The sequence below is a fragment of the Ruegeria sp. CDSC068 genome (assembly GCF_059610545.1).
This window is the reverse complement of record NZ_JBXWNV010000002.1, coordinates 380963-405244: the sequence shown is the minus strand read 5'-3', so window position 1 is coordinate 405244 and position 24282 is coordinate 380963. Positions and strand designations below refer to the sequence as shown.

Genomic DNA, 24282 nt, shown 5'->3' with positions numbered 1-24282 from the left:
GATCAAGTGCAGGGCAAAAGGGGCGGACGCGCCGCCCCTGCCCCATTTCACAGTCCCAGCGCTTTGCGCCGTTCTTCGGCAAAACCCTGTACGATACGGTCGGCAACGAGCGCCAGAATCGCCATAGCGGCACCGGCCGAGATGCCCAGACCCACATCCGCCTGCCCCAGCGCGAGATAGATTGACTGCCCCAGACCAGTGGTCCCGATCAGCGCCGCAATCACCAGCATGGCAAAGGCATAAAGGATGGTCTGGTTCAGCCCCAGCAGGATCGTCGGCGCAGCATATGGCGCGCGCACGTCGCGCATGATCTGCCACTCAGTCGCACCGCTTGAGATTGCGGCCTCCATCATCTCGTCCGGTGTGTTGACCAGCCCGTGCCGCGTATAGCGGATCATCGGGACGATTGCGTAGGCACAGATCGCCAGAAAGGCCGAGAACTCGCCAATCTGGAACACCATCAACACCGGGATCAGGAATACGAATAGCGGGATCGTCTGCAGCATGTCGCAAATTGGACGAACGACCTTCCAGACCGGCGCCCATACCGCGCTAGCCAGTCCGATCAAGCCGCCTGCCACGGCGCAGGAAAACACTGCAGCCCCACTGAGGTAAAGCGACAGTAAGGCGCGTTCCCACAGGCCGGAAACAAGGATGGTGCACAGCAAGCCCACCGAAAGCGCCGCCAGACGCCAGCCGCCCGCGACATAGCTGAGCGCGGCAGCGCCGGTAAGAACGAAAGGCCATGGCAGGTTTGCAATACCAGTTTCCAACATTCCGATCAGGATCAGCACGATCAAACCGCCCGTAAGATGACCGCGCCATGCCATCAGTGCGGCGATGACCGCACCGACGGCGAACAGGCCGAAGCTCATGCCAGCTGTCCACTGGAAACCCCATGTGAACGGCAGAACGGCCTGATCCAGACCGATCCGCAGTGGCAACAGGACATAGAACAATGAGTTGTTCTTGAGCGCATCCAGCCAAGGACCGTTCGCTTGCGTGAACGCGGTCAGGCCGCTATCGACAGCCTCGGCCATCGGGTCCAGCAGGGTCAGTTCGGACGGGTTCGGCAGCCATGCCCAGAAGGCGGCTGTGAACAGGGTTGAAAAGCCCAACACCGCCCAGATAACGCGTTGATCATAGCGCTTACGCTCTGTCGCCAGCGTGCCGCTCATCCGGTCGATCACCACGGCAAAGACCACGATGACGAGACCGGCCATCAGCGACTCACCAAACTGCGCCTTGCGCATGGTCAGAAGGACTTCCCAGCCGATGTCGTTGAACCCGCCGATAACGGCGGCGATGATGACCATCGAAAGGGCAGCCATCAGGCATTGGTTTACGCCCACCATGATCTGCGTCGCCGCTGCGGGGATTTCGACCTGAAACAACTGCTGAAACCGCGTGCCGCCGGACATGATGGCTGCCTCTTTGATCTCGGGCTCGACCCGTTCCAGACCCAGCATCACGTTGCGCGCCATTGGCGGGGCCGCATAGATGGCCGAAGCGATCAGCCCTACGACCGGACCAAAGCCGAACAACAGCAACAGCGGGGTCAAATAGGCAAATGTCGGAACCGTCTGCATTACGTCCAGCACCGCCTGAACAAAGGACTTCACTCGCGGCACTTCGTTGGCAAGAATGCCGATGGCACCACCCACGATCAGCGCGACAGGAACCGAAACAGCGACCAGAGCCAGCGTATTCATGCTCTCCGCCCAATAGCCCGAGGCCAGCACGAAACACAGCCCAAAGAAACCCAACGCCGCCATGGGCAATCCGCCCAGGAACCAGCCCAGTGCCGTTACCAGACCGATGAGGATGGGCCATGGTGTATTACCTAATACGAAATTAGCCCCGTTCATGGGATATGCCATCAAATCGGAAAACAACCGCATCGCTGGTTTGATGCCGTTCAGAAACCAGTCCAAAAACGCGCCAACCCACTCAGTCGCGGGCAATTCCCAGGCGGTGGGCCACTTGACCAGCCAAGGCGCAAGACCCTCCAACGCAAGGCAAATCGCGCCGACAACGACTGTGATTAATGCCGCCTTCGCGCCAACCGTCAATTGGATCGCGCTGTTGCTGGGGATGTCTGACACGGCAGTCATGTCTCATCCACCTGAAGGGCGGCGGCAAGATCAGAAGGATGAACCGTGCCAACAATATTGCCGTTTTCATCTCGCACAGGAACGGGCTCATAAAGCTCCATGCAATGCGCCAACGCGGCGTCTAGCGTCATCGAGGTTGTCAGGCCAGGATCATCCGGGCCACGTTCAGACTCGTCCCGCATGACCGAGGCAACCTTGGCGTGCTGACCCTTGGCCACGTCTTTCGAGAATTCGCGCACGTAATCATCTACGGGGCGCAATACGATATCCGTCGGCGTTCCGATCTGGACGATCTTGCCATCGCGCATGATGGCGATGCGGTCGGCCAGTTTCAGCGCCTCTTGGATATCATGAGTAATGAAGACGATGGATTTCTTCAGCGTCGCCTGAATGCGCAGGAATTCGTCCTGCAGCTGTCGGCGGATCAGCGGGTCGAGGGCCGAGAACGGCTCGTCCAGAAACCAGATGTCCGGGTTCACCGCCAAAGACCGTGCAATTCCCACGCGCTGACGCTGACCACCGGAAAGCTGACGCGGGTAGCTGTCCTCGCGCCCCTCCAGTCCGACCAGAGTGATGACCTCTTGCGCACGGGCCATTCGTTCCTTTTTGCCGACGCCCGATACGCGCAGTGGATAGGCCACGTTGTCCGCAACAGTCATGTGTGGAAACAGGCCAAAATGCTGGAACACCATGCCCAGTTTTTTGCGCCGCAATTCGGTCAGCGCTTTCTTCGACGCGCCGATAACGTTTTCGCCGTCGACACGGATTTCGCCGCCCGTGCCCGGCAGCAATTGCGAGATACAGCGGATCAGTGTGGACTTGCCCGATCCCGACAGCCCCATGATGACGAAGAGCTCGCCCTCTTTGACTTCGAAATTTGCGTCCTGAACAGCCGGGATGAACCCTTGTTCGCGCAGATCGGTGGCGGCTTTGTCTGCGTCATTCCCTGACCGAGACAGCGCGTCGGTCAGGGCTTTGTCTGCGCCTTGACCAAAAACCTGCCAGAGATTCTGGCAGGTAATGGCTGGCGTATTCGCATCAGTCACTTATGCGAACTCACTGCGTTGCCGCGTCAACAACCGGACGCCATTTGTCTTCGTTCGCAGCCATCCATTCGGCGACAACTTCTTCGACTTTACCGCCGTCAACGTCGATCGCGCCCATCATCGGCTGTTGGTCCTCGACCGCCAATTGATAGTTGGACAGGATTTCATAAGCCGCGGGCCATTTTTCTTCCATCCCGTTCCAGCTGGCTTTGAAGATGCGCGAGGGCGAGAAATCGCAGTCGTTCACGGCGTTCGGGTTCGGTCCCCAAGCCGGATCGTTAAAGCAAGCTTCTTCACCGGCAGGCAATTCAACGAACTGAACGTCATAGGCCGACATCGCCCAATGCGGCTGCCAGAAAGTGATCAGCAGCGGCGACTTGCGCTCGGTCGAGGCGCGCAATTCGGCGATCAGAGCGCCTTCGGAACCGGCAGGCACAGCTTTGAACGGCAGTTCAAGACCGGTCATACGGTCGGCGCCGGGCGTACCCCAATCGGCAGGATAGTCGACCAGACGACCACCGGGCAGAGTTTCAGCGGTCGCGAAGACCTGCGCGCAATCCTTCAGCGCTTCCCATGCCGGCAGACCGGGGCACAGATCGGCCACGTGCGCCGGATAAGCGATGCCTTCCTTGGCATCCAGACCCAGATCGCCAATTTCGACGACGGTGCCTTCGTCGATTTTCTTGGCGTATTCGTCCGATACGTTTGACGACCAGATTTCCAGCGTCGCAGTGATGTCGCCATCCGCGATTGCCTGGAACTGGTTCATCATACCAGCGGTCACATATTCGACGTTGTAACCCGCGGCTTTCAGCATCTCGCCCGCCACTTGGGTCGTTACGTGCTGACCGGTCCATTCGTTGATCGCCAGTTTGATCGGCTCGTCCACGGCACCCATATCGGCGGCGTAAGCGGAACCGGCTACCATCATAGCCAACAGGCTGACACTAAGTTTTTTCATCGACATTCTCCCTGTCTTTTTTTGTTTTTCGTCCACCTCAGCGCACAGGTGCGCGCCGGAAGGTTGGACAGACGACAATACCATGTCGCAACATGCACAATATTGGCCGCAAAAGGGAAGTGAACACTTTGAACAAAGGCGGAATTTTTCGCCTTGTATTAAGCCGCAAGTCCCCACTCGCTGCGTTGTACTGATCGCGCGCGTTTTTGTTTAACACAAATATCTGGCGCAGGTCTTTGATTGACGAGTCAATCACAAACCCGAATCCCCTGTTTTGTCGAGCATTTCTTTGCTCGATGTTCGATTTTTCTGCATTTATTTTGATCTTAGACGCACCAAATGTCCAAAACCTCACTCTCTTTGAGACCTTGCAACGAAGCGTTCAACAGGCAACTTTATCGGTGGAGGACATGATTGATGCATCATTTCGATGAAATTTTTGTAATGGCTGCCAATCGCCATGGTGGCCCGGATGCGTTGAATGAAAAATTGAGCAAACCCAAAAGCCTGGCCGAGCTTGCTGAGATGCCGGAAGATCGCTGGCTTTCGATTATCACCAAATCCATCTTTCAGGCGGGGTTCAACTGGAAGGTCATCGAAAACAAGTGGGACGGGTTTGAAATCGCATTTGACGATTTCGATGTCGGACGCTGCGCCTTCATGGATGATGAGAAATTCGACGCCTTGCTGCAGGATACCAGCATTGTGCGCAACGGGACCAAGATCGCGACCGTTCGTGACAATGCCGCATTTCTGCTGGAACTGCGTAATGAAGGCGGCGCGGGTCAGGTGCTTGGAGGATGGCCATCCGAAGACTACGTCGGTCTGTTGGCGATGCTGGCTAAGCGCGGGTCGCGTCTGGGCGGCGCGTCGGCCCAATACGCCATGCGATTTTCAGGGCGTGACAGTTTTATCCTCTCGCAAGATGTGACCGCGCGGCTGGTTGCCGAAGGGGTGGTTGATAAACCCGCGACTTCGAAAAAGGCAATGGCTGCGGTGCAAGAGGCCTTTAATACATGGATGGATCAATCAGGCCGGTCGCTAACCGAAATCAGCAGGGTTTTGGCGATGAGCCTGTGAAAACGGGTTGCAGCGCGGGCACTTCGCATTAGGCTTTGATTATGGCCTTTCGTATTTTGATGACGCTATTAATTTTGCTTGCTGCCTGTGGTCGCCCTTTGACGGATCAGGAACGCGCATTTGCAAGTGCCGTTCAAGGCGACACGCTGGATTTGGATCGCGTGCGACTTGTCGAAGGTGCGCCGGTAACGCCGATCACGTTTTACCGCAAGGACCGGCCGCGCCTGGCCTGTCGGGAACGTATCCTGCCACCAACCGAAGAAGGGGTCGTAACCGCGAAACCCGCCGCTGTTGCGCTGTTCAATAAGGTCTATTTTAACAAGGACTGGTACCTTGAGGACTATATGTCCGATTTCCCGGAACAGATGGACCTGATTGCCGGGATGTTGCTTGCACACGAACTGACACACGTCTGGCAATGGCAGAACCGCCAGTCCACTGGTTACCATCCCTTGCGAGCCGCCGCCGAACATGGCGGAAGCAAGGACCCGTACTTGTTCGACCTGCAGACATCGCCTGATTTTCTATCCTATGGATTCGAACAACAGGGGGCGATCGTCGAGGAATACGTCTGCTGCCGGGCATTGGACCCTACCGCACCGCGGACCCTGCGCTTGCATGACATGTTGGGCGCGCATTTCGACTTGTCACCGCTGCCTGGCGCGCAGCGCGAGCGTGCCGTTGTCATTCCGTGGAGCGGAGCGAAGGTCGAAGGGATTTGCCGCGAAGGCTAAGCCTTATTGCAGCGTCTCCAGATAAGCCACCAGATCCACAATCGGCTGACTGGTCAGGATCGGCTGCCCATCGGGTGTTTTCATTCTGGTATCCTGCCCGTCGAAATAAGGACCGTAAACCGGCATCGGGCTGCCATGACTGACCAAGGGATCACGCCCGTCGATACGCGCCACAACACGGGCTGTAGGGAATACTCCATCCCTGGATGCCAGCAGGGTCAGATCAGTCGGCTGTATCACCAACACACCAGCCATTGGCCCATGCCCGGTCGCATCGATCCCATGACAAGTCGCACAATAATGCTGATAGAGTTCGGCACCGGTTTCAACGTTCTGCGCCATGGCCGGAGACGCCAACGCAGCAACACTCGCACAAACGGCCCTGAACATCGGTCTGATCATCGCATCCTCCTGTCACGATTGACATTTGCAGGCTTGCCCGCCGGGCGGCTTGGCGCAATGATCCAGATCAACGAAGCGGGAGGATACGGGCAATGACACAATACGCAGCCATTATGCTGGCGGCCGGGATCGGCGTTCCGATTCTGGCGGCTTTGAATGCCGCACTGGGCAAGCTGATCGGGTCCCCGACAACCGCCGGCGTAGTCCTGTTTGCCATCGCGTTCGTGGCGTCAGCCCTGGTCATGCTGCTGTTTCCAGGAATGGAAGCGCTATCCAAAGTGGCCCAAGCCCCGAAACACTTGTTGCTGGCCGGTGTTTTGATTGCGTTTTATGTTCTGTCGATCACGCATGTTGCCCCCCATTTCGGGGTCGGCAACGCAGTGTTCTTTGTTCTGCTGGGACAGCTGATCAGCACGGCGGCCATCGATCATTTTGGCCTGTTTGGTGCGCAGGTCACGCCGCTGACATGGATACGGGCCGGGGGCATCGCCGTGATGGCGGCCGGTGTCGCCATCACTCAACTGGCTTAAGAACGCCCGCCTCCAGCCGCAGTTTTCGGTCCATCCGCGCGGCCAGATCCATGTTATGCGTGGCAATCAACGCTGAAAGCCCTTCATCCCGGACCAGCGACATCAAAGCACCAAATACCTGATCCGAGGTTTCGGGATCCAGGTTACCGGTCGGTTCATCCGCCAGCAAAACGCGTGGCTTGTTCGCCAGGGCCCGGCAAAACGCAACACGCTGCTGCTCGCCCCCTGACAGGGCGGCGGGGCGGTGTTTGGCACGTGCCGCCACTCCAACGCGGTCCAGCAAGGCCATCGCCCTGTCCAGTGCAGCCTTCTCGGATACACCGTTAGCCAGTTGCGGCAGGGTGATGTTTTCCAGCGCAGTAAACTCGGGCAACAAATGATGGAACTGGTACACGAACCCAACGTCCTGCCGTCTAAGCGCTGTACGGGTTCGATCCCCCCTGCCCGCTACATTCTGGCCCGCGATCTCAACTGATCCTTCATCTGGTTTGTCCAGTAGCCCAGCAATGTGCAACAGTGTCGATTTGCCTGCCCCGGATGGCGCGACCAAAGCCACAGCCTCACCTGCGCGCAATTCCAGATCGACCCCACGCAACACCTGCACCTCACCTGGAGTGCCCTTGAGGTAGGTCTTGGTCAAACCGTTCAGCCGCATCGTCAGATCATTCATAGCGCAGCGCCTCAACCGGGTTCAGCCGCGCCGCGCGGCGGGCCGGGAAATAGGTGACGATGAATGACAGCCCCAACGACAGCCCAATCGCCTTGAGAACATCTGAAAGGTGCAACTCAGCGGGTAAGGAGTAGATGCCGCGAATGGACGGATCCCAGACGCCGCCGCCCATGACGTAGTTCACGAATGAGAATATCGGGTCGATATAGATGGCAAACAGGCAGCCGAGGATCACGCCCATAACGGTACCGATGATGCCTGTGAATGCACCGCAGATGAAAAAGACTCGCAGGATCGACCCTTCGCTCAGGCCAATGGTGCGCAGGATGCCAATATCGCGCCCCTTGTTTTTCACCAGCATGATCAAGCCCGACACGATATTCATTGCCGCAATCAAGACGAGGATCGACAGGATGATGAACATCACGTTGTCCTCAACCTCAAGCGCACGCAGAAATCCGCCCGAAGCATCCTGCCACGTCCAGATCTGGCTGCGCCCGCCTGCGGCCTCGAGGATGGGAATCAGAACCGGGGTCATTTCCTCGGGCCGTTCGACCATCACTTCGATCTCGTCGGCCACACCGTCGCGGTTGAAAAAGCTCTGAGCTTGCGTGAACGGCATGTACACGCGGGTGCGGTCGATGTCATACCGCCCGGCCGAGAACACATAGACCACCTGATAAGCGTTCACGCGTGGAGACGTCCCAAAGGCGGTTTTCACCCCATTGGGTGAGGTCAGCTTGACGGTGTCACCGACCGTCGCTCCGATGCTGCGCGCCACACCAGACCCAATGGCAATCACATCCTCTCCGTCTTGAAACTGGGTCAGATCACCGACGGCCTGTTCGCTTTGCGCGACGCCGGGCAGATCGCGCAGGTCGTCGGGGCGGATACCAAAGACCTCTACCCCGCTGCTGCGATCGCGATTGGTAATCAGGACCTGTCCTTTGACCAGCGGGGCCGCACGTTCCACGCCCGGAACCTGCGCGATCCGGCTGGTCATCTCTTCATATTCCGCGATTGTGCGGTCAACGCGCCCCTGCGCATCAAACTCTCCGGCGGAGTACACAGTCACATGGGCGTTTGCGCCCAGAATAGTGCCGACGAATTCGGACCGAAATCCAGAACGGACGGCCAGAGTGGCAATCAGGGCAAAGACGGCCAGCGTGATCCCGATCAGGGAAATCCACGTCATAACGCTCACGCCACCTTCGACACGGCGCGCGCGCAGGTAACGCCACGCGATTTTCCACTCAAATAGGGCAAAGGGCGGGGGTGTTCTGGCCATGCCTGCTCCGGTTATTTTGTTGTCGCGACCCTTTCGGCATTTCACCGGATGGTCAAGCCGGTTGTCAGCCGGTCAGCGTTGCCGCGCGGTTTAGCACCTCTTCGGCGCGCGGTCGGGTACAAATACCCCTGTCTTCCAACTCGGAAAACACACGATCCCGCAGATCGCCGGGCAACAGCGACAAGGCGCGGTTATGTAGACCCAACGTCAATGCAGCGGGATCATCCAGCATCGCCAACTGCGATGCCATTTCCTCGGGCGAATAGGTCGGCCAGAGCCCGATATTGCATTGCGCGTGGTCCTCGAACCACGGTGCATAGCCATCCGGCGATTTGAGGCAGAACGCATTCAGCAACATGAACTCGGACGGTCGCCTGCGCGATCCGAACAGCGCCTGAACCGAACCGTAGCGATCATTGATCTCGTCCAGCAGCGCCAAGGCCAAGGATCGGCGCATCGCGAAAGGGGTCGCAAATGTCGTAGTCCTTAACCCGTTGAGGTCGGCACCTGACGCGCCCAGAGCATCAAGGCTCTCGACCAGCCAATTGCGGTGGTAATCGCTTTGGACGTCGATGAAAGCGATACGCGCCGCACCGTTGTCAGCAAAGAACTCAGCCGGGTCAAAGCTACGTAGAAAGACATTCTTGGTGTCCAGGATAACCATGTTCTCGGACGCCGCAACGCGCGCGGCGCCCAGCTTCAGAACTTGCTGACTGCGATACCCGTTGGACCCGCGCCACCCCTGCCTGCGAATGCCGGGAATACGAAACCGATTTTCGATCATGATCCGATCCGACAAGGATCGCCGCGCGTACTGACCGGGCTGCAACAACAGGTCATCGCCGCCCAGGACCTGAACCTTGGATCGCAGTGGGCCGTATGAAGCCAAAAGGGGTTCGATTTTTGCCCTGAGCGTATCTTCGTCGCAGTCATTCATGATCACGTGAATCGACGAAACCATGTCCGGATCGACAAAACGGGCAAAAGACAGCGCCTGAAGTTCAAGCAGGGGAAAGTCCTTGGAATACACGACGGTCGCGAAACTCAGCACAGCGCGGGCCCTTTCATCGTTTTGCTCGGTTTATCAGCAATTTCGGCGCGGTCAAATTCACTCTCAAAGCCTCGAAAATGCGAATCAGTAGGGCCACGGGTCGAACGGTCACACGAATTTAAGGAGATCGTCCGCCACCAAAATATACCCCCGGTTGTGACGCTCTTCACAGACAGCCCGGTATTGTTTCAGGTATGAAGTCAATGTGAGCATGGCGAGGCAAACTGAACTCAAAATGCAACATTTGAAACGCAACTTTATTTCGCGTTTTGCTTATTTTTGGAAACTTTGTCACCCTGATTGTGGGGGAATACATTTTTTAGAGCGGGGGTCGCTCATGAGTATTCGAATTGAAACTGAACAACCGGACGCATTTTCGGTCCGACAAACATCAACAGAACTGGATTGTGAATCCGCAGTTCTACTGCGAGCAACGATCCTTCCGATCTTTGCCAGCGCGGCAAGCTGGGCTGGTCTGACCGACATCCTGAACGACAAGGGGTATCGCCTGGTCTTCCGGGATGGACGGATGTGCCTAACCGATCAAACTACCGGAGACCGGATTTGCGGTCTGCGCTTTCTGGGCCTTGAGTTCAGGGATTTGGTGCGACGGCTGGGCCGTCCAGTCGTTGTCGCACGGGGCCATGAGGCAGACGGAGATGTTCTGACCGCCCGACCGACAGCCTGACGCGCCTAAAAGCTGCGCCAGAACTGAACGGATCGGCGTGTCGTCTTCCACAGACTATGGCGCGCGGCGGCTTTGATGGCATCCGACGTGCCGGGCTTTAACAAGCGCTCAAGGATCAGGGCCGCGGGCATGTGACCGCGTCGGTAATATCGAGCGAAATCGGACTGTGTTAGGCCATCGGCCGACCTGTACCCGCTGTAGTAATTCATCCAGACACGGGCGTAGTCTTCCGCTGTTGCGGCATCGTCGCTCGTAGCGCCCCTGCCCCAGAACATGGATATCGGGTCGTCAATGCGCTCGCCCTGATACCCTTCGGTCAAAAGGCGTAACATCAGATCGTAATCGGCCGCGACGCTAAATTGAGTGTCATGTCCGCCCAGCGCCAAAAACACATCCCGCTTCAGCAACACAGAGTTATGACAGAACGGCATCCGCTGCAGAATCGCTGTCAGCGACATCCGTTTCTCTCGGCTTTCCGACCCATCCTCGAACCGGCGCAGGGTCGAGCCGAACAGGAAATCCGGCTGTGTCGCTTCAAGCCGATCAGCGGCGATGTTCAAAATGTCGTCGGATGCCAGCGAGTCATCCGAGTTCAGGAACAACAGATATTCCCCTCGCGCGGCCTGCGCCCCCTTGTTCATCGCGTCATACAAACCGGTATCCGGTTCGCTAATCAGCCGAGTGCGAGCTGCGTCCGCAGTCAGGTCCTGTAGAACCTCGACCGTACCATCGGTCGAGGCCCCATCCTGAACGATATGCTCAGCCCGGTCGCAATTCTGACGCGCCATGCACTCAATCACCTCGCGAAAACTGTCCTGCCGTCCTTGCGATAGCAGGTCATAGGTCGCGGTGATGACCGAGATTAGCGGCGCGTCTGAGGTATCAGGCGATGCGCTCATAGATCTCGGCGATCTTGGTGACGGCGGCTTCGGGGGACATCTCCTCGCTTTCGCCTGTACGGCGACAGGTCAGTTCAACTACTCCGTTTTTCAGCCCGCGCGGGCCAACGGTGATACGCCAGGGCAGACCGATCAGGTCCATAGTGGCGAACTTGCCCCCTGCCCGTTCCTTACGGTCATCATACAACGGGTCGAGGCCCAGCGCAGTCAGCGCGCCGTAGATCTTGTTACAGGCGGCGTCGGCCTCGTCATCACCCTGTTTCAGGTTGACGATACCGCAATGGAACGGAGTCACGCCTTCGGGCCAGATGATGCCCTTGTCGTCATGGCTGGCCTCGATGATCGCGCCGATCAGGCGGCTGACGCCGATACCGTGGCTGCCCATGTGAACAGGAACCGGCTTTCCATCGGGGCCTTGAACAGTTGCGCCCATGGCTTCGGAATACTTGGTGCCGAAGTAGAAGATCTGACCAACCTCGATCCCGCGCGCCACACGGCGACGCTCTTCGGGGACCTGATTGAACAGCGCCTCGTCATGGGTTTCATCCGTGCGCGCGTATTTCGAGGTGAACTCTTCGAGAATGGCCTGACACTGCTCGTGACTGTCATAGTCGATCTGACGATCACCAAAGGTCAGATCGGTGACTGCACTGTCATAGAACACCTCAGATTCACCGGTATCGGCCAGAACGAGGAACTCGTGCGTGTTGTCGCCACCGATAGGGCCGGAATCGGCACGCATCGGTATGGCTTGCAGACCCATGCGCTCATAGGTGCGCAGATATGTGACCAGATGGCGGTTATAGGCGTGCAGCGAGTCTTCTTTGGTCAGGTCGAAATTGTACCCGTCCTTCATATAGAACTCACGTCCGCGCATTACGCCGAAACGGGGGCGGATTTCGTCGCGGAACTTCCACTGGATTTGGTACAGCGTCAGCGGCAAGTCTTTGTAGCTACTCACATGACCGCGGAAGATGTCGGTGACCAGTTCTTCGGCAGTCGGTGTGAACAGCATATCCCGGTCATGCCGGTCTTTCATGCGCAGCATTTCCTGACCGTAGTCATCATACCGCCCGGATTCGCGCCACAGGTCCGCCGACTGGATGATGGGCATCTGGATCGCGATGTGGCCAGCGCGTGCCTGCTCTTCATGGATGATGTTTTCCAGCTTACGCAGCACTTTGAAACCCAGCGGCAACCATGAATAAATTCCGGCAGCAGCTTGCTTGATCATCCCGGCGCGCAGCATCAGCCGGTGGCTGACGATCTGGGCCTCGGAGGGGTTTTCCTTGAGAACGGGCAGAAAGTAACGGCTGAGGCGCATTGGTGAACCTTTGAAGGTGAATTTGGACTTCAAAGTTGCTTATGCCAAAGCCCCGCCGGGGGCAATCATGCATTGGTTAATTTGCGACCTCGGGCCAGTCGGTTTTTTGATTGACCCGCCAGTCAGGGTTTTCAATTGTGACTGAAATACCAATTCCAGGGGGCACCCATGCAAACCATTCAGGAACCCGCGCGTCAAATACCGGTTGTTCATCAGACAGACGTTCTTGTGGTCGGGTCAGGACCGGCAGGGCTAGCCGCCGCGCTGGCCGCCGCTCGGGCCGGGGTCGAGGTGTCGCTGGTCGACCGCTTCGGCTGCATGGGTGGCAACATCACCGCCGTGGGTGTTGAGGGCTTCGCCTGGTATCGCCATGAACAGACGGTCGAAGCTGGTGGAATCGGCATGGAGTTCGAGACCCGCGCCAAGGACATGGGCGCCGCGGTGCCCGAAAGCCAGTCGCTGAGCTATGAGTTGGACAGCGAAGGTTTTAAGCTAGTGGCCGACAAGCTGGTTGAAGAGGCAGGCGTTCATCCGATGCTGCACCGGCAATTCGTCGCTCCGATCATGGAGGGAGACCGGATCACAGGCATCATCACCGAATCCAAAGCTGGGCGTGAAGCAATCCTGGCCAAGTTGGTGATCGACGCCACCGGCGACGCCGATGTAGCCCACCGCGCAGGCGCGCCAACCCACAAAACCGCCCGCGAAGACATGATGGCAGCCTCGGTCATGTTCCATCTGGCCGGTGTCGACAAACGCGCGTTCATGGAAGGTGTCAAAGCCGATCCGCAGACCTACAAGGATTGGGGCGGCGGCGGCGAGTGGAACATCGAAACTTCGGGCAAAGAAGACGACATGTTTTCCCCCTTCGTGCACAAGCCGTTCCAGCAGGCCATCGATCAGGGCCTGATCCCGCCGCATCTGAACACCATCGCGGGCACATGGGGTGCAATGCACGACACGGGTGAGCTGACCTATATGAACCTCATCCATCTGGGCGAAATCGACGGGACCGACCCCGACAGTCTGACAAAGGGCGAGATTGAAGGCCGCCGCCAATCCATGCTGGCAATCGAGGCGCTTCGTCGCTTTATGCCGGGGTGTGAGAACGCGCGGCTGCGCAATTTTGGGATGACCATCGGCATTCGCGACACGCGGAAGATCGACGCGGTCTATAACATGACTGAAGATGACGCCCGCCATCAGGGCCGGTTTGAGGACACGATCGGCATCTACCCTGAATTCATTGATGGCTATGGCATCCTTATCCTTCCGACTACCGGGCGATATATGCAGGTTCCCTATCGCTCGATGCTGCCCAAAGGCGTCAAAGGCCTCTTGATTGCGGGCCGCTCGCATGGTGCGGACAAAGTTGCCCACGCTGCAACCCGCAACATGGCTTGCTGCGCGGTCATGGGTCAGGGTGCAGGAATTGCCGCAGCCATGTCGCTAAAAAGCAATCAGGGTCTGCACGAGATGAACCTCGCCCCTGTTCACACTGAGCTGGATCGGCAAGGCGTGAGGATTCACTGATGCAATCAATCCCGACGATCGACATCTCGCCACTGAAAGACACGGCCCATCCGGACCATGACGCAACCGTTCAGCGGATATTGGACGCCTGCACCGACATCGGCTTTCTCTCCATCACAGGCACTGGGGTTTCGCCTGAAACCGTTAATCAGGTCCGCGTCAAGACGCGCGCGATCTTTGACATCGATGAACAGAGCAAGTGGGATCAGGCGATCACCCGCGACAACTATCGCGGATATATCCCCATGGGTTTCTTCACGCCCAATGATGGCTCGGGCAAAGCGGACAAATACGAAGGTTACAAGCTTCATTTCGAAGTTTCCGAGGACCACCCGGTTCGCGATGATTGTGCGCTTTATGGACCGAACCTCTGGCCAGCGGAGATACCGGGCGCACAGGATGTGATATTGGAGTTTTGGTCGCAACTGGACCACGTGGCCGAACTGCTGCTGGGCGCGCTTGAAATTGGGCTGGGTCTGAAGCCCAACGTCCTGAAAGCGGCTTTTGCAACCCCCATGACCAACATGACACTGTTGCACTATCCGCCGCAGGCCCCGGATGAGGAAGGCTTTGGCATTCATCCGCACAAGGACACGGATGCCCTGACCATCATCGCCCCCGACCCCGTCGGCGGGCTTGAGGTGCAGACCCGCAATGGCGGATGGATCACCCCGGATTGCCCACCCGGCGGCTTTGTCGTGAATATCGGCGATATGCTTGAGCTTTGGTCCGGCGGACAGCTTAAATCCACTGCGCATCGGGTGGTCAATAAATCTGGCAAAGAACGCTATTCCTTCCCATATTTCGCAGTTCCGCGTCATGACGTGATCGTTGAACCGCTACTGCCGCCCCTGCCCGGCTTTGATCGACCATCTGTTCATTGCGGACATTGGTCCGCCGAAATCTGGCGCACCAACTGGCCCGATGAAAATGCCACCGTCGATACACCCGAGCTTGGGACGCTCAGCTCATAATCCTTGGAAATTTCCATGGCATGAACCGCTTGCATCACGTGGCCGCTTACGCCAAGAACACCAGTAAGAGCCAAGAACAAGGGGACGAGCATGGCCTTGCCGGTAAAGGATCAACTCAGATACTGGGGCGTCGCGGCTGTCATTTTTGTGCTTTGCCTATGGGCGCTTGGCGACGTTTTACTACCGTTTGTGATTGGCGGTGCAATCGCCTATTTCCTTGATCCGATCGCAGATCGGCTGGAAAATCTGGGCCTGTCGCGTATGGCGGCCACGGCGATCATCACAGTTGTCGGCATTCTGGGCTTTGCTCTAGCAATCCTGATGGTTGTTCCTGCGCTGATTACCCAGTTGATCGAACTGGTCGAAGTTATGCCAAGCCTGTTCCAACAACTGCGTAGCTTCATCGAACAACAGTTCCCGTCCCTTCTTGACCGCGAATCCAATTCGCACCAATTCCTTGTCTCTTTGGGCGAAACGCTGAAATCCAAAACAGGCGATGTCTTGCAATCCGTCGCTGCCTCATTGGGTTCGGCGATCAACGTCGTAGTTCTGTTGGTCATTGTTCCGGTTGTGGCCGTCTACATGCTGCTGGACTGGGACCGCATGATCGCCCGGATCGGTGATCTGCTGCCCCGCGACCACGCCCCTACGATCAAACGCCTGGCCGGGGAAATTGACGCCGTTCTGGCCTCATTCGTGCGCGGCATGGGCACGGTCTGCCTGATCCTTGGCACCTATTACGCCGTAGCCCTGATGGCGGTCGGCCTGCAGTTCGGACTGATCGTCGGTTTCATCGCGGGTCTGGTCACATTCATTCCCTACCTCGGCGCGCTTATCGGCGGCACGCTGGCCATCGGTCTGGCGCTGTTTCAGTTCTGGGGGGATTGGGCGCAGATCGGTTTGGTTGCCGGGATCTTTGCGCTGGGTCAGGTAACCGAAGGCAATTTCCTGACGCCAAAGCTTGTAGGTAGCTCAGTGGGTTTGCACCCAGTATGGTTGCTGCTGGCGCTGTCAGTATTCGGCGCCTTGTTCGGCTTTGTCGGGATGCTGATCGCCGTGCCCGTTGCTGCCGCACTAGGCGTACTGGCGCGGTACGCAACATCGGTCTATCTGGGCAGCCGTCTATATACCGGCCTCGAAAGCGCGGATCAGGAAGACCTCTAAGATGGCCCTTCAGCTAAGCTTTGATCTTCCAGCCAAAACCGCGCTGGGGCGTGAGGATTTTTTCGTCTCTCCCGCGAATGCACTTGCGGTTGCAATGATCTCGGCCACGTCTTGGCCGGGCAACAAACTGGTTCTGAGCGGCCCTGCGGGTGCGGGCAAAACCCATCTGGCACATGTCTGGGCGGCGGAAACCGGTGGTCGGATCATTCAGGCCGCAGATGTGCGTCACGAAGACGTGCCGAATCTGGCACGCACACCTGTCGCGGTCGAAGACATCCCAATGATCGCGGGCGACGTAGAACAACAGAAAACACTGTTTCACTTGCACAATCTTGTGTTGGCCGAAGGCAACGCCCTTCTCATGACTGGACGGCTGGCCCCTAATTTCTGGCAACTTCCGTTGCCCGATCTCCAAAGCCGGATCGAGGGCGCGCATCACGTAGCGCTTGACCCGCCGGATGACGCATTGCTGGGCGCGGTTCTGGCCAAGCTGTTCGTGGACCGGCAATTGAACCCCAGCCCCGAGGTTATCGCCTATCTGGTCAAACATATGGACCGGCGCTTTGAAACTGCCGCCAGTGTCGTGGCGCAACTGGACCAGCTTGCGCTATCGGAAAAGCGCGACATTACCCGCGCCTTGGCGGTGCGTGTTTTGAGCGCAGATTTGGATGATATCCAATCTGGGAATTGACCCACGCCGGGTCATCTCGCATTCTGCACGCGGAATATCTGGAAGAGACATGGATCAGACTGTCGTTACCGAAATCCCTGACTGGGGTCCGTTCGGAAAGCCCCTCTTTGATGACCCCCAAGCCCGAGCTCTGTCACGCGTGGGCGTGGTTGACGTCGGATCAAACTCAGTCCGGATGGTGATTTTTGACGGTGCCGCGCGCTCACCGGCTTATTTCTACAATGAGAAAGTGATGTGCGAGCTCGGCGCGGGCCTTTCGGACACAGGGCGGCTCAACCCGACGGGCCGCAAACGCGCCCTGGCCGCTTTGGGCCGGTTTGCCCAACTCTCCGATGACCTTGGCCTGCCCGGCCTGCATGTCGTCGCCACCGCAGCCGTGCGCGAGGCCGAGGATGGCCCCGAGTTTTGTGCCGAGGTCAAAGCCGAAACCGGCCTGACCGTATCGGTCATTAACGGCGATGAAGAGGCTCGCCTGTCCGCGCAGGGTGTCCTGCTTGGATGGCCCGGCGCATATGGCCTGATCTGTGACATCGGCGGGTCCTCAATGGAATTGGCCGAGATCGGAGACGGCGGTGTCGGTCGGCGTCTGACCTCGGCGCTGGGGCCGCTGAAACTGCGGGACATCAAAGGTGGGCGGCGTGCGCGCAAGGCGCACATCAAATCCACGATGGAGGATCTGCGCGACCAGATGGGGCCGCAACGCGATCGCTTGTTCCTTGTAGGCGGAAGCTGGCGGGCCTTTGCGCGCCTGGACATGCTGCGTCGGGGTTATCCCCTGAACGTGCTGCATGAATATCGCATGACCACCAAGCAGGTGCGCGAGACCATTAAATTCATCGAAAAAGGTGACCCGGAAAAGCTGCGCAGCAAAGCCGGTGTGTCGGGATCACGGATGGCGCTGATCCCCTATGCGATGGATGTGCTGGCACGCTTGATTCGCACGTTCAAACCCAAGGATATCGCCATTTCCAGCTATGGTATCCGCGAGGGTCTGCTTTACGAGCAGATGCCACAAAACCTGCGGGACCGCGATCCGTTGATCGAGGCGAGCCGTTTTTCCGAAGCCAAGGACGCCCGCCTGCCCGGTTTCGGAAAACATCTGCTCGATTTCGTGATGCCGCTGTTCAAATCAGCCCCACCCGCGCGCATCCGCCTGATAAAGGCGGCCTGTCTGTTGCACGACGTCAGCTGGCGCGCGCATCCTGACTATCGCGCCGAGGTCTGTTTCGACTACGTCACACGTGCCAATCTGGGCGGCTTGAAGCACTCGGAACGAGTCTATATCGGGCTGGCCCTGCAGCACCGGTATCGCAACAAACGCGAGGGCAACCGCTTCACCGCACTATACGAACTCCTAGACGAGAAAGACCAGAAACAGGCCGAGATTCTCGGAAAAGCCATGCGGTTTGGTGCCATGCTGTGGATGCAGAACGATGCGCCGATGGCGACTTTGAAGTTTTACCCCAAGAAGCAACAACTGGACCTGTTCCTGCCAACTGCCGCACGCCCCCTGTTCAACGAAGTGGCTGAGGCGCGGCTAAAGTCACTCGGCAACGCTTTGAAATCCGAAACCCGCGTCATCATCCGGGACTAGATATCAAATCTCGGTTTCGCCCTCAGGCGCGTCTTCAGGGATCTCTGGCTGGGCATCTGGGTTCTGCGGTGGTTTTTTGCGGATAATTATATCGCCGTTAGGCAGGATCTCGGGTGCTTCATAGGCGCTCCAATCCTCAATCTCATCTGCCAGCTCGGCCAAGGCGGGCCCCATTTCCGCAATAAATGACTGCATTGCAGGGCCAAACTGTTCGGCCAGGCCCAGCAGTTCATCCAATGCAGGCTCCATCTCCTGGCGCAAGCCTTCAAAGAACAGCTCTGCCCCCTGCTCCATCAGGGATTTGTTCCCCTCTTCCTCGGCAGAGGCCGGAAGGGCAAAAGTGACGGTCAGCGCGCAGATTGGAATGAAACGTCTCATATCCAAAACATAGGGCAACTAAAAGTCGGTTGGAAGGTCACAGCTCGATATCCAGAGTGACAGGGAAATGGTCAGACGCGGTTAGCAACGCTTCATGTAGATCCTGCGCATCACGGCAAGCCGGATCGCGAAACGGATGCCATATGCGCCAGACCGGGCGACGATCCTTTAACCCATCGCTGATCATAATATAGTCCAACAACGCCTCAAGATACCCGCGATCTTGGGGCCGATAAAAGCGCGCGGTCGACGGGCGTTCACCCGGTTCTGACCCGAAGGCCGTATCCGCGTGGGGGTCGAACACCCCCGATTGCAGCAGGATTTCAACCGAAGAGCGACCAAACAAGTTTTCAAATTCGTCCAGCCCCGGACCATCGTTCAGATCGCCCATTAAGATCACCTGTTCATCAGCCGCCAGATGCGCCTTGATCCGCCTGCCCAGCCAGATCGCCTGAGCCAGCTGTTTCCGGCGATTGGCGATCGAGATGCGGATCGCCGCATCGCGGGTTTCCGCCCCATGAGGCGCCTTTGACTTCAGATGCGCGCCAATAAGACGGAACCGTTCGCCTGCCTTGGTTTCAACTGCCAATTCCATAGGCGGCTTGGAAAACTGCACCTGATCCTCGGTTGCGTCGATATCGAGGTCGATGTGAAACACCTGGTCGAAACGCGGAGCCCGTTGCCCTCCGTCTTTTGGATCATGTCGCACCGTCAGAACGCGCGGGTCATACAACAAAGCCAGTTCTTGATGTGTATCGTTGGCAAATCCCATCACGGCTTCGCTGGTGCGCAGATCGAAAGCCTCGGCAAAGTTTTGTAGCGCGCGGACCGTGTTCTGAGATTTCCCTGTGTTTGGTGCTTCGACAACCAGCACAGCATCCGCATCGATCGCCGTCAAAACTTTGGCGATAGCCTCGATCTGTTGCGCCTTGGTGACATCATGGCGACCTGACCAACTGTCATCGGCGATCAGTTCGTCATGACGATCAAACAGATTGGCGAACCACTCGATGTTATAAGTCGCGAGGCGCATGCCTCAGGCCTGCGCGCCGTTGATTTCGTCCCAGGCGCGGTTGATGTCGATCATCTTCTTTTCTGCCAAACGTACGGCCTCTTCTGGGACACCACGTGCCAACATCGCATCGGGATGCGTTTCGCGCACAAGTTGCCGCCAAACCTTGCGAATATCGGGTAACGGCATGTCCCGTGGCACCCCAAGAACCGTGTAAGGATCATTGGGCGCATCAGGCACAAAACGGGCACGCAAGGCCATGAACTGCGCATCGGTCTGGCCGAAAATATGGCTGACCTCTTCCAGAAACTCGTTTTCGTTGGGGTGATAGAACCCGTCCGCCATGGCGATGTGGAACAGCCCCTCCATCAAATCGCACAGCGTGGTGCTGTCCTCAGAAAACATGCGCGCGATCTTGCGGGCATAATCCTGATAGCCTGCAACATCCGTGCGGGCCATGTTGAACACGCGTGCCGCGCCTTCCTCATCATCGCGGGCAATCTGGAACACGTCGCGAAACGCCGTGACCTCATCTCGCGTCACCTGCCCATCCGCCTTGGCCATTTTCGCACCCAATGCGATCACAGCGATGGTGAAGGCCACCGACCGTTCGGGCGGCGAGCGCAGCTTTTCAAAGACTGCGGTAAGGCTTTCACCCTGGGCAAGCGCGCTTAGCGCATCGGATATACGGATCCAGATCGACATGAGCGCACCCTAGCGTCCCAAATCGGGACTGTCAGGTGCAACCAAACCGTCTGCGGCAAGAATTTTCTGCATCAGCACAAGGTCCAGACGTTTCCCCCACTTGAACCCAACCTCGGGCATGCGCCCGACCTCGACAAAGCCCACGGCCGCGTGAAAAGATACTGCCCCCGGATTTGCCGAAGAAATCCCCGCCACCAGTGCATAAGTTCCCTCTGCCCGGGCGGCGGCCTCAAGCGCCCGCATCAAAACGCGCCCCGTACCTTGTTCACGCGCATCAGTGGCCAGTTGGATCGTTAGCTCTCGGCACTGCGCGTATCCCGGACCGGATCGAAACGGACCATAGGTGGCAAACCCAAGAATCTGGTCGTCCTGTTCTGCCACAAGATAGGCCGGACCGCGCGCTTCGATGTCACACGCAATGCTGTCCACACTGCGTTCGTCGGTTGTGAAGGTTACCAGCGTGTCGCGGATGATTGCGTTGGTGATCGCAGCTATCTCTTTGGCGTCCGCAGCTTTGGCTTGTCTGATTTTCATTCCAAAACGCGTTTCCCATGCGGAGTTTCGAACTCTGCCCGCAATGCGGCCGGGCCTGTGTCGAAAACCACAGCGTCCATTTCGCCTAGCAGCCTGGCAAGCTCCAGCGCGTCCGGGTGAAAAACCACCAACCGACGCAAACGGCAGCCGCTATCCTGCAGCATATTTGCCGGATGCAAATCTCCGTGCCACTGAATAAGCGCCGGGAACAGATTGTCGAAGGGCAGACGCCCGTTTGGCGGAACCGCCATTTGCCAGCGTAACGCCCCGCGGGCCAGATCGATCGGGTGGCCCACCCCATCCGGAAACACGGTCAACGAGGCTGAAATGTCCGGCACCTGGCATATCCAGTTGGTAAGGCTCGGCGCGCCCTTGAACCGGTCCAGATCGAACCATCTGGTTCTTTGCGGGTTCGGTGCCTGTGGGTCAATCGCGATGGCCTCAAGATACAAGCCGTCTCGCAATCCTAACAGGCGGTTATATGTGCCAAACGTTTCATGCTTGCCGCCGTCCTGCAGCGGTACTCCCAATGCCTGTTCGACATGGGCAGACGCTTCTTCGAGCGTTTCGCCCGCAACCGCCAGATGATCCAGTAACACGCAGCGCCTCCTATGAAAAACGACCAAACCCTATCGGATCTGGTCGCATGTTTTCCTTAAAGGCGGTGGATCACAAGATTTTTCGACGAAAATCTTTGAAAGCCTCAGCCTTTCGCTTTACCGATCAGGCGCAGAATGTCCTGAGCGGCTTCGGGGATGTTGGTGCCCGGGCCAAAGATCGCTTTGACGCCGTGATCATAGAGGAATTGATAATCCTGCTGCGGGATCACCCCGCCGCAGATTACAAGAATGTCCTCGGCACCGGCTTTCTTCAGCTCTTCTACTAGCTGTGGTGCCAGTGTTTTGTGCCCCGCTGCCTGCGACGAAATACCGATGACGTGCACGTCGTTGTCCACGGCGTCCTGCGCGGCCTCAGCCGGGGTTTGGAACAGCGGACCTACATCCACGTCAAACCCGATATCCGCAAAGGCGGTTGCGATCACCTTTGCACCGCGGTCATGCCCGTCTTGCCCCATCTTGACCACAAGCAGGCGTGGACGGCGGCCTTCGGCCTCGGCAAATTCTTCGATGGATTTCTGGATCGCGGCAAAGCCTTCGTCGCCTTCGTAGGCCGCGCCATAGACACCGGCCAGCGTTTTCACTTCGGCGCGGTGACGGCCGAATTCTTTCTCCATTGCCATGCTGATCTCTCCTACGGATGCACGGGCGCGGGCGGCCTCAACGGCGGCGGCCAGCAGATTTCCACCTTTACTGGCGGTCTTGGTCAGCGCGTCCAGCGCCGCTTGGCAGGCGGCCTCGTCGCGGGTGGCGCGAATACGATCCAACCGCGCGACCTGAGCTTCGCGCACGGCGACGTTGTCGACATCCAGAATGTCGATCGGGTCTTCTTGTTCCTTGCGGTACTTGTTGACGCCGACGATGACCTCGTCACCCCGATCGATCATAGCCTGACGGCGGGCGGCGCTTTCCTCGATCCGCAGCTTGGGCATACCGCTGGCAACGGCCTTTGTCATGCCGCCCATTTCCTCGACCTCTTCCATCAAGGCCCAGGCTTTTTCGATCAACTCGTTGGTCAGGCTTTCGATGTAATACGAACCGGCCAGCGGATCGACCACATCGGTGACACCTGTTTCCTCTTGCAGAACCAGTTGCGTGTTCCGCGCGATGCGGGCCGAGAAGTCGGTCGGCAGCGCAATCGCCTCGTCCAGAGCATTGGTGTGCAGCGACTGCGTGCCGCCCAGAACCGCGCTCATCGCTTCATAGGCGGTACGGATCACGTTGTTATACGGGTCCTGTTCCTGCAGCGACACGCCCGAAGTCTGGCAATGAGTTCGTAGCATTTTGGAGCGTTCGGATTTCGCGCCAAAATCCGTCATCACCCGGTGCCACAGCGTACGCGCAGCTCGCAGTTTGGCGATTTCCATAAAGAAATTCATGCCGATAGCAAAGAAGAAGGACAAACGCCCAGCGAACTTGTCGACATCCATGCCAGCCTGCGTGGCGGCACGGACGTATTCCCGACCGTCGGCTAGCGTATAGGCCAGCTCTTGCACAAGGTTCGCCCCAGCCTCTTGCATGTGATAGCCCGAGATCGAGATCGAGTTGAATTTCGGCATCTCATTCGACGTGAACTCAATGATGTCCGAGATGATCTTCATCGAAGGCTCGGGCGGGTAGATGTAGGTGTTGCGCACCATGAACTCTTTCAGAATGTCATTCTGAATGGTGCCGGACAGGACGGATTTGTCATGCCCCTGCTCTTCGCCCGCGACGATAAAGCTTGCCAAAATCGGGATCACCGCCCCGTTCATGGTCATCGAGACCGAGACCTTATCCAACGGAATACCGTCGAACAGGATCTTCATGTCCTCGACGCTGTCGATTGCCACACCGGCCTTGCCCACGTCACCGACAACGCGCGGATGGTCACTGTCATAGCCGCGGTGCGTCGCCAGATCGAAAGCGACCGACACACCCTGCTGACCGGCCGCCAGATTGCGGCGATAGAACGCGTTTGATTCTTCGGCGGTCGAGAAGCCTGCATATTGGCGGATCGTCCAAGGGCGGCCCGCATACATGGTCGCCTTCACACCGCGCGTAAAAGGACCGAACCCAGGCAGCGACCCCATATGCGGCAGCTCAGCGGTGTCTTCCTGCGTGTAAAGAGGTTTGACGTCGATACCTTCCAAAGTCTCTTTGGTCAGGTCGTCCAACGGGCGTCCGCGCAGCTCTTTCTCGGCCAGCGCCTGCCAGTCTTTCGTATCGGTCATTGCGTATTCCTTTTCTCAATTCGGGTCGCGAACAGGCTTGGCCTGCGCGTTTTAACGTTCGGTGCCGCGCGTCGCGGCAG

24 protein-coding genes are annotated in these 24282 nt (G+C 58.0%); 9 read left to right on the top strand and 15 right to left on the bottom strand.

Annotated elements, in window-relative coordinates:
• Nucleotides 1-47: 47 nt before the first annotated feature.
• The 3 genes from AC2FID_RS06695 to AC2FID_RS06685 are packed head-to-tail and all read right to left on the bottom strand — an operon-like array spanning nt 48 to nt 4121.
• Nucleotides 48-2114, bottom strand: a complete 2067-nt coding sequence (locus AC2FID_RS06695) for an ABC transporter permease (protein WP_496836004.1) — start codon at nt 2112-2114, stop codon at nt 48-50.
• The gene (locus AC2FID_RS06690; protein WP_058275679.1) at nt 2111-3160 is read right to left on the bottom strand and encodes a quaternary amine ABC transporter ATP-binding protein; all 1050 of its coding nucleotides are present in this window, start codon (nt 3158-3160) and stop codon (nt 2111-2113) included. Before AC2FID_RS06690 ends, AC2FID_RS06695 begins: the two co-directional genes overlap by 4 nt.
• A 10-nt stretch (nt 3161-3170) precedes the next feature.
• Nucleotides 3171-4121: an ABC transporter substrate-binding protein gene (locus AC2FID_RS06685; protein WP_058275748.1), complete on the bottom strand. Its 951-nt coding sequence runs from the start codon at nt 4119-4121 to the stop codon at nt 3171-3173.
• A 417-nt stretch (nt 4122-4538) separates the two neighbouring features.
• Here AC2FID_RS06685 and AC2FID_RS06680 point away from each other — a divergent pair, with 417 nt between their 5' ends.
• Together AC2FID_RS06680 and AC2FID_RS06675 are read left to right on the top strand one after the other, a co-directional pair.
• Nucleotides 4539-5201 carry a DNA-3-methyladenine glycosylase I gene (locus tag AC2FID_RS06680; RefSeq protein ID WP_496836002.1) on the top strand — a complete coding sequence of 221 codons (663 nt, stop codon included), beginning with the start codon at nt 4539-4541 and terminating at the stop codon, nt 5199-5201.
• A 41-nt stretch (nt 5202-5242) separates the two neighbouring features.
• Nucleotides 5243-5935 (top strand): hypothetical protein, encoded by a 693-nt coding sequence (locus AC2FID_RS06675; RefSeq protein ID WP_496704650.1) that lies wholly within the window; start codon nt 5243-5245, stop codon nt 5933-5935.
• Between the two features lie 3 nt (nt 5936-5938).
• On the opposite strand, the gene AC2FID_RS06670 is transcribed toward AC2FID_RS06675, so the two are convergent.
• Nucleotides 5939-6337 carry a c-type cytochrome gene (locus tag AC2FID_RS06670; RefSeq protein ID WP_496836000.1) on the bottom strand — a complete coding sequence of 133 codons (399 nt, stop codon included), beginning with the start codon at nt 6335-6337 and terminating at the stop codon, nt 5939-5941.
• A 92-nt stretch (nt 6338-6429) separates the two neighbouring features.
• Between AC2FID_RS06670 and AC2FID_RS06665 the strand changes: the two genes are divergently transcribed.
• Nucleotides 6430-6867, top strand: a complete 438-nt coding sequence (locus tag AC2FID_RS06665; RefSeq protein WP_058275676.1) for a DMT family transporter — start codon at nt 6430-6432, stop codon at nt 6865-6867.
• Here the strand turns inward: AC2FID_RS06665 and AC2FID_RS06660 are convergent.
• The 3 genes from AC2FID_RS06660 to AC2FID_RS06650 all read right to left on the bottom strand — a co-directional run bounded on the left by AC2FID_RS06660 (nt 6851) and on the right by AC2FID_RS06650 (nt 9876).
• Nucleotides 6851-7537, bottom strand: coding sequence for an ABC transporter ATP-binding protein (locus AC2FID_RS06660; protein ID WP_282119099.1), 687 nt, complete (start codon nt 7535-7537; stop codon nt 6851-6853). The genes AC2FID_RS06665 and AC2FID_RS06660 overlap by 17 nt on opposite strands.
• The gene (locus tag AC2FID_RS06655; RefSeq protein ID WP_282168854.1) at nt 7530-8825 is read right to left on the bottom strand and encodes a lipoprotein-releasing ABC transporter permease subunit; all 1296 of its coding nucleotides are present in this window, start codon (nt 8823-8825) and stop codon (nt 7530-7532) included. The genes AC2FID_RS06660 and AC2FID_RS06655 overlap by 8 nt, the downstream gene beginning before the upstream one ends.
• Before the next feature lie 64 nt (nt 8826-8889).
• Complete coding sequence (locus AC2FID_RS06650) at nt 8890-9876, bottom strand: DUF6492 family protein (protein ID WP_282168855.1); 987 nt, start codon at nt 9874-9876, stop codon at nt 8890-8892.
• Nucleotides 9877-10213: 337 nt separating this feature from the next.
• Between AC2FID_RS06650 and AC2FID_RS06645 the strand changes: the two genes are divergently transcribed.
• Nucleotides 10214-10564 (top strand): hypothetical protein, encoded by a 351-nt coding sequence (locus tag AC2FID_RS06645; RefSeq protein ID WP_058275672.1) that lies wholly within the window; start codon nt 10214-10216, stop codon nt 10562-10564.
• A gap of 5 nt (nt 10565-10569) precedes the next feature.
• On the opposite strand, the gene AC2FID_RS06640 is transcribed toward AC2FID_RS06645, so the two are convergent.
• Together AC2FID_RS06640 and proS are read right to left on the bottom strand one after the other, a co-directional pair.
• Nucleotides 10570-11463, bottom strand: a complete 894-nt coding sequence (locus tag AC2FID_RS06640; RefSeq protein ID WP_282168856.1) for a glycosyltransferase family 2 protein — start codon at nt 11461-11463, stop codon at nt 10570-10572.
• Complete coding sequence (gene proS, locus AC2FID_RS06635) at nt 11447-12787, bottom strand: proline--tRNA ligase (protein ID WP_058276849.1); 1341 nt, start codon at nt 12785-12787, stop codon at nt 11447-11449. Before proS ends, AC2FID_RS06640 begins: the two co-directional genes overlap by 17 nt.
• 168 nt (nt 12788-12955) lie before the next feature.
• Between proS and AC2FID_RS06630 the strand changes: the two genes are divergently transcribed.
• The 5 genes from AC2FID_RS06630 (at nt 12956) to AC2FID_RS06610 (ending at nt 18743) form a co-directional block, all read left to right on the top strand.
• Complete coding sequence (locus AC2FID_RS06630; RefSeq protein WP_496835997.1) at nt 12956-14320, top strand: FAD-dependent oxidoreductase; 1365 nt, start codon at nt 12956-12958, stop codon at nt 14318-14320.
• On the top strand, nt 14320-15294 hold the full coding sequence (locus AC2FID_RS06625; protein ID WP_496835995.1) for an isopenicillin N synthase family dioxygenase: 975 nt from the start codon (nt 14320-14322) through the stop codon (nt 15292-15294). Before AC2FID_RS06630 ends, AC2FID_RS06625 begins: the two co-directional genes overlap by 1 nt.
• Nucleotides 15295-15384: 90 nt before the next feature.
• Nucleotides 15385-16458, top strand: a complete 1074-nt coding sequence (locus tag AC2FID_RS06620; RefSeq protein ID WP_496835993.1) for an AI-2E family transporter — start codon at nt 15385-15387, stop codon at nt 16456-16458.
• Nucleotide 16459: 1 nt separating this feature from the next.
• A complete protein-coding gene (locus AC2FID_RS06615; RefSeq protein ID WP_496835991.1) occupies nt 16460-17149 on the top strand; it encodes an HdaA/DnaA family protein in 690 nt (229 codons plus the stop codon).
• Nucleotides 17150-17198: 49 nt separating this feature from the next.
• Nucleotides 17199-18743, top strand: a complete 1545-nt coding sequence (locus tag AC2FID_RS06610) for a Ppx/GppA family phosphatase (protein WP_109313147.1) — start codon at nt 17199-17201, stop codon at nt 18741-18743.
• Between the two features lie 3 nt (nt 18744-18746).
• Here the strand turns inward: AC2FID_RS06610 and AC2FID_RS06605 are convergent, their stop codons facing one another.
• From AC2FID_RS06605 to scpA, 6 genes are all read right to left on the bottom strand, one after another.
• Nucleotides 18747-19121, bottom strand: a complete 375-nt coding sequence (locus tag AC2FID_RS06605) for a hypothetical protein (protein ID WP_496835990.1) — start codon at nt 19119-19121, stop codon at nt 18747-18749.
• A 37-nt stretch (nt 19122-19158) separates the two neighbouring features.
• The gene (locus AC2FID_RS06600) at nt 19159-20154 is read right to left on the bottom strand and encodes an endonuclease/exonuclease/phosphatase family protein (protein ID WP_496835989.1); all 996 of its coding nucleotides are present in this window, start codon (nt 20152-20154) and stop codon (nt 19159-19161) included.
• 3 nt (nt 20155-20157) lie between these two features.
• Nucleotides 20158-20838, bottom strand: coding sequence for a molecular chaperone DjiA (locus AC2FID_RS06595; protein ID WP_058275662.1), 681 nt, complete (start codon nt 20836-20838; stop codon nt 20158-20160).
• Between the two features lie 9 nt (nt 20839-20847).
• On the bottom strand, nt 20848-21372 hold the full coding sequence (locus AC2FID_RS06590) for a GNAT family N-acetyltransferase (protein WP_496835987.1): 525 nt from the start codon (nt 21370-21372) through the stop codon (nt 20848-20850).
• Nucleotides 21369-21971 carry a VOC family protein gene (locus AC2FID_RS06585; RefSeq protein WP_496835985.1) on the bottom strand — a complete coding sequence of 201 codons (603 nt, stop codon included), beginning with the start codon at nt 21969-21971 and terminating at the stop codon, nt 21369-21371. The genes AC2FID_RS06590 and AC2FID_RS06585 overlap by 4 nt, the downstream gene beginning before the upstream one ends.
• Nucleotides 21972-22075: 104 nt before the next feature.
• A complete protein-coding gene (scpA, locus tag AC2FID_RS06580) occupies nt 22076-24202 on the bottom strand; it encodes a methylmalonyl-CoA mutase (protein WP_496835984.1) in 2127 nt (708 codons plus the stop codon).
• Between the last annotated feature and the right edge of the window lie 80 nt (nt 24203-24282).

Excerpts from the sequence above, each read along its gene's own strand:
- AC2FID_RS06605 (WP_496835990.1), bottom strand. The coding sequence starts at position 19,121 with ATGAGACGTTTCATTCCAATCTGCGCGCTGACCGTCACTTTTGCCCTT.
- AC2FID_RS06625 (WP_496835995.1), top strand. The coding sequence starts at position 14,320 with ATGCAATCAATCCCGACGATCGACATCTCGCCACTGAAAGACACGGCC.
- AC2FID_RS06685 (WP_058275748.1), bottom strand. The coding sequence starts at position 4,121 with ATGAAAAAACTTAGTGTCAGCCTGTTGGCTATGATGGTAGCCGGTTCC.
- AC2FID_RS06610 (WP_109313147.1), top strand. The coding sequence starts at position 17,199 with ATGGATCAGACTGTCGTTACCGAAATCCCTGACTGGGGTCCGTTCGGA.
- AC2FID_RS06620 (WP_496835993.1), top strand. The coding sequence starts at position 15,385 with ATGGCCTTGCCGGTAAAGGATCAACTCAGATACTGGGGCGTCGCGGCT.
- AC2FID_RS06645 (WP_058275672.1), top strand. The coding sequence starts at position 10,214 with ATGAGTATTCGAATTGAAACTGAACAACCGGACGCATTTTCGGTCCGA.
- AC2FID_RS06670 (WP_496836000.1), bottom strand. The coding sequence starts at position 6,337 with ATGATCAGACCGATGTTCAGGGCCGTTTGTGCGAGTGTTGCTGCGTTG.
- AC2FID_RS06640 (WP_282168856.1), bottom strand. The coding sequence starts at position 11,463 with ATGAGCGCATCGCCTGATACCTCAGACGCGCCGCTAATCTCGGTCATC.
- AC2FID_RS06590 (WP_496835987.1), bottom strand. The coding sequence starts at position 21,372 with ATGAAAATCAGACAAGCCAAAGCTGCGGACGCCAAAGAGATAGCTGCG.
- AC2FID_RS06680 (WP_496836002.1), top strand. The coding sequence starts at position 4,539 with ATGCATCATTTCGATGAAATTTTTGTAATGGCTGCCAATCGCCATGGT.
- AC2FID_RS06660 (WP_282119099.1), bottom strand. The coding sequence starts at position 7,537 with ATGAATGATCTGACGATGCGGCTGAACGGTTTGACCAAGACCTACCTC.
- AC2FID_RS06595 (WP_058275662.1), bottom strand. The coding sequence starts at position 20,838 with ATGTCGATCTGGATCCGTATATCCGATGCGCTAAGCGCGCTTGCCCAG.
- AC2FID_RS06630 (WP_496835997.1), top strand. The coding sequence starts at position 12,956 with ATGCAAACCATTCAGGAACCCGCGCGTCAAATACCGGTTGTTCATCAG.
- proS (WP_058276849.1), bottom strand. The coding sequence starts at position 12,787 with ATGCGCCTCAGCCGTTACTTTCTGCCCGTTCTCAAGGAAAACCCCTCC.
- scpA (WP_496835984.1), bottom strand. The coding sequence starts at position 24,202 with ATGACCGATACGAAAGACTGGCAGGCGCTGGCCGAGAAAGAGCTGCGC.
- AC2FID_RS06615 (WP_496835991.1), top strand. The coding sequence starts at position 16,460 with ATGGCCCTTCAGCTAAGCTTTGATCTTCCAGCCAAAACCGCGCTGGGG.
- AC2FID_RS06675 (WP_496704650.1), top strand. The coding sequence starts at position 5,243 with ATGGCCTTTCGTATTTTGATGACGCTATTAATTTTGCTTGCTGCCTGT.
- AC2FID_RS06665 (WP_058275676.1), top strand. The coding sequence starts at position 6,430 with ATGACACAATACGCAGCCATTATGCTGGCGGCCGGGATCGGCGTTCCG.
- AC2FID_RS06600 (WP_496835989.1), bottom strand. The coding sequence starts at position 20,154 with ATGCGCCTCGCGACTTATAACATCGAGTGGTTCGCCAATCTGTTTGAT.
- AC2FID_RS06695 (WP_496836004.1), bottom strand. The coding sequence starts at position 2,114 with ATGACTGCCGTGTCAGACATCCCCAGCAACAGCGCGATCCAATTGACG.
- AC2FID_RS06655 (WP_282168854.1), bottom strand. The coding sequence starts at position 8,825 with ATGGCCAGAACACCCCCGCCCTTTGCCCTATTTGAGTGGAAAATCGCG.